The organism is Bacillus sp. JJ1773 (assembly GCF_036962035.1).
Taxonomy (GTDB): Bacteria; Bacillota; Bacilli; order Bacillales; family Cytobacillaceae; genus Cytobacillus.
Genome location: NZ_JBALNX010000100.1, coordinates 30,534 through 34,292, shown reverse-complemented (window position 1 = coordinate 34,292; position 3,759 = coordinate 30,534). Strand labels below are relative to the sequence as shown.

The following is a 3,759-nucleotide window of genomic DNA, read 5'->3' as shown; positions in this document are numbered from 1 at the left end:
CAGAAATTGTTTCACAAAATTGAAGTAAAATAGCTTTAAGAAATAATTTCTAAAAATTTAGTAAATTTTTTCTTTATTAATTTTTACTTTATTGGCATAATGAATATAGAGAACTAGAAAAGTAGGTGAATAGTTTTATGACAGATAAAATGTATTCAATGAAGGAAGCAATGATTTTCAGCCAAAGAATTTCTCAACTTAGTAAAGCTTTATGGAAATCCATCGAAAAAGACTGGCAGCAATGGATTAAGCCCTTTGACCTAAACATCAACGAACATCATATTTTATGGATTGCCTATCACTTAAAAGGGGCATCTATTTCGGATGTGGCTAAGTTTGGAGTCATGCACGTATCAACAGCATTTAACTTCTCAAAAAAACTTGAAGAGCGTGGCTTTCTGAAATTTTCCAAAAAAGAAAGCGACAAAAGAAATACGTATATTCAGATTACTGCCGAAGGCGAAAACATTTTATTGCAATTAATGGAGACTTACGATCCAGATCAATATGCAGTGTTTTCAGGAGCAGCACCATTAAGAGAACTTTATGGGAAATTTCCAGAAATTATTGAAATCATGGCCATAGTGAGAAATATATATGGAGATGACTTTATGGAGATTTTTGAAAAATCATTTAATAATATTGAAAATGATTTCGTAGAGGAAGAAGGAAAGCTGCAAAAAAAAGAAAGCTCTCTTCAGGAATCAGTTTAATCTTTAAAGATATTTCACAAATTCGTCCATCAGAGGGATAAATAAACCTTGCTTTAAACAAGCTTGCACTGCTTCCTTCGGTTCAAGATCCTTATGTAACCTATAAGTAAATTTATTGTAAAGCGGATGAAAGTAGACAAACCCTTCCGCTTTTTGTTCTTCCAACTCTATGTTCAACTCTTCACATAGTCTGTAGAAATCTTCAACTTCCCTTTCAGCTAATGACTTTTCGACAATTAGTTTAAAAAATTCCAAATTTCTATTTTCGATCATCTTAAGTAAAAGCTTTTGCTGATATTCTAACTTGTTCATTCTCTTCATAACCTCATTTATATCCATTATTCACCTTTTCCTCCTAACCGTTTTAGACCATAATGTCTTATATTGTGAACAGATCGCTTCAATTAATATCAGCTATTATTCAAATATAAACTATACCATATTTTCGACAAAATCCATGATTTTTCCCTATTGATTTTTTTAGACATTCAGCGTAAAGTATCTTAGTAAGTTTGAAGGAAAAGATTTTAAAAGAAATGTAGAAAGTGAAAACTTTCATTGAAATTCCATTATTTCTTCTCGAACTTTATTTCTCCTTTTGGAGGTATGATACTATGAATTCATGGAAGACGATTAACTTTTCTAGACAGTATGGCTCGCACAGACTTTTCATTTTGTCTTCCTTAACGATGTTGCTGACATTTATTTTCGTATATGTGCCTGCGCAATTTTTATTTAATGCACATTCATTCTATGACAATTATTTTTACTTATTTATTCTCGGGCTTTGGCTAATTTATCCACTTCATAAGTTTTTTCATTATTTACCATTAGCTCATCATGTAAATAAAGTAAAAAAGGAACTATCAATAAAATATGGGATTTTGCCTGTCATTCATATAAAGGTTTTTGAACCGATTCCTAAATGGCAATTTATTTTTGCCCTTTTTGCACCTTTTATCGTTATTAATAGTATTTTGATTTTTGCTTGTTATATGTACCCTCATTATTTACATTATATTACCATCATACTTGCTTTTCATGCTGGCTTATGTCTTCCTGATTTTATTTGTGCAAAGAATGTGCTGTTCGCACCGAATTGTTCATATATTGAAGAGAATGATGATGGAATTGAAATATTGCTCCACAAAAACGATGAATAGAAGAAAAAGGTATCCGATATTGGATGCCTTTTTCATGAATTTGATAAAACCAAGTTTTCACAAGTCTTAAAGACTATCTTTTTTCCGTAAATTTTGTTATTGTAAATAACATACAATTGGATTTAGGCTGTCTGAATTGCTATTTACGCAAATAGCCCAGACCCTACCTTTTTTCTTCATAAATGCAAAGGAGGGAATCTTCGGTGATCTCCATATTTTTCATTATTTTTGCCGTCTTTATCCTATATAATATTAACAAAATGACCAATTCGCTTTGTCTCCAAAAGGAAATCCCTGAGGAGCGACAGCCTTCAGTGTTTAGAACGATTAATATTTTAATAACAATTCTTCTCATATCGTCATTTGTAGAGATTCTTTATGCTTAAATAATGTAGAAAAAGCGGCGGATTATACTTCCCGCCGCTTTTTCATTTAGGATGGATGAATCTTTATGTCGAAGTCTCTATAGCCAAGATGCTCCAATGATGATTAATAGGATAAACAAAACAACAATTAAGGCAAATCCGCCTCCGAATCCATGTCCAACTCCTTCTGACATAATGCTTCCTCCTTTCCTGCTTGCAAAACAGTTATCTTACCACCAAGAAGCGCCAACAATTATTAATAAGATGAATAGCACTACAATTAGTGCAAATCCACCTCCGAAACCAGCACCCATGAGGCACCCTCCTTTCATGTTGCTAAAATATACTATTCAACGAACACCCTCTTCGAATAGGCACCTATCATCATAATCCGAAAATTATTGGGTTTTAATCTTTAGTGCTTTGATAAAAGTGTCTTTGTAGTATATGACCCCACTTTAATTAAGAATAGTCAGTTACCTACAGGAGAGAATCTAAATAAATTTTTTAAACTTCAACAGGTTATTGTTTTTGTTCTCCAATTCATTTGTGGTATAGTAGGTTTTATGAAATTGGTTATTGAAATAAATTTTCCTAGGAGTGTTCAACATGAAAAAATGGATTGTTACCCTCACATTAACAGCTGGGGTCTTAGGCTTAACTGCTTGTAATGGTACTAATAATGCGAGTGATTCAGATGTAGTAGTTCAGACAAAGGCTGGAGATATTACAAAGGACGAGCTTTATGATGCGATGAAAGAAAAAACTGGCGAGGCAGTTCTTCGTGAGCTAGTTTATGAAAAGGTCCTTTCAAAAAACTACAAAGTATCTGATAAAGAGTTAGATGAAAAAATTGACGAACTTAAAGAACAGCTTGGTCCAAATTTCGAGATGGCCCTTCTTCAATATGGCTATAAAGATGAAGCTGAGCTCAAAGACACCTTTAGAACTGGCTTAATGCAGGAAAAGGCAGCTATTAAAGATATAAAGGTAACTGAAAAGGAACTAAAAGAATACTACGATAATTACAAGCCTCAAATAAAGGCAAGACATATTCTTGTCGAAGATGAAAAAACAGCTAACGAAGTAAAGAAAAAGCTTGATGAAGGAGCTAAGTTCGAGGATTTAGTGAAGGAATATTCAAAGGATCCTGGTTCTGCAGCTAACGGTGGAGATCTTGGGTGGTTTGGTCCGGGAAGAATGGTTCCTGAATTTGAAAATGCAGCGTATGCGTTAAAGGTTAATGAAATTAGTGCGCCTGTGCAATCACAGCATGGATACCATATTATTCAAGTAACAGAGAAAAAAGAGAAAAAATCCTTTGATGAAATGAAAGAGAAAATGGAATATGATTTAAAGGTTTCAAAGCTTGATGCGGATAAAATTCAGAAGGCAATGGAACGTGAATTAAAGGATGCAAACGTGAAGATAAATGACAAGGATTTAAAGAGTATTTTAGAGACCCCTGAAGCTGCTCAACAATAATTTTACAAATAAAGACCCCGGACAGCTTATATA

Annotated in this window: 7 protein-coding genes; 4 read left to right on the top strand and 3 right to left on the bottom strand. The window is 33.2% G+C overall.

Annotated elements, in window-relative coordinates; translation table 11 throughout:
- The first annotated feature begins 137 nt into the window (after nucleotides 1-137).
- Nucleotides 138-713 (top strand): HTH-type transcriptional regulator Hpr, encoded by a 576-nt coding sequence (locus tag V7127_RS23120; protein WP_335355609.1) that lies wholly within the window; start codon nucleotides 138-140, stop codon nucleotides 711-713.
- A gap of 3 nt (nucleotides 714-716) precedes the next feature.
- Here V7127_RS23120 and V7127_RS23115 read toward each other — a convergent pair whose 3' ends face one another.
- On the bottom strand, nucleotides 717-1,052 hold the full coding sequence (locus V7127_RS23115; protein ID WP_335490143.1) for a DUF1878 family protein: 336 nt from the start codon (nucleotides 1,050-1,052) through the stop codon (nucleotides 717-719).
- Between the two features lie 275 nt (nucleotides 1,053-1,327).
- On the opposite strand from V7127_RS23115, the gene V7127_RS23110 reads away from it, so the two are divergent.
- Nucleotides 1,328-1,876, top strand: a complete 549-nt coding sequence (locus V7127_RS23110) for a DUF3267 domain-containing protein (protein WP_335344872.1) — start codon at nucleotides 1,328-1,330, stop codon at nucleotides 1,874-1,876.
- A 182-nt stretch (nucleotides 1,877-2,058) separates the two neighbouring features.
- On the top strand, nucleotides 2,059-2,262 hold the full coding sequence (locus V7127_RS23105) for a hypothetical protein (RefSeq protein WP_335344873.1): 204 nt from the start codon (nucleotides 2,059-2,061) through the stop codon (nucleotides 2,260-2,262).
- 77 nt (nucleotides 2,263-2,339) lie between these two features.
- Here the strand turns inward: V7127_RS23105 and V7127_RS23100 are convergent, their stop codons facing one another.
- On the bottom strand, nucleotides 2,340-2,435 hold the full coding sequence (locus tag V7127_RS23100) for a YjcZ family sporulation protein (protein WP_335344874.1): 96 nt from the start codon (nucleotides 2,433-2,435) through the stop codon (nucleotides 2,340-2,342).
- A 36-nt stretch (nucleotides 2,436-2,471) separates the two neighbouring features.
- Nucleotides 2,472-2,573 carry a YjcZ family sporulation protein gene (locus V7127_RS23095; protein WP_335344875.1) on the bottom strand — a complete coding sequence of 34 codons (102 nt, stop codon included), beginning with the start codon at nucleotides 2,571-2,573 and terminating at the stop codon, nucleotides 2,472-2,474.
- Nucleotides 2,574-2,850: 277 nt separating this feature from the next.
- On the opposite strand from V7127_RS23095, the gene V7127_RS23090 reads away from it, so the two are divergent.
- Nucleotides 2,851-3,726 (top strand): peptidylprolyl isomerase, encoded by an 876-nt coding sequence (locus V7127_RS23090; protein WP_335344876.1) that lies wholly within the window; start codon nucleotides 2,851-2,853, stop codon nucleotides 3,724-3,726.
- Nucleotides 3,727-3,759 lie beyond the last annotated feature (33 nt).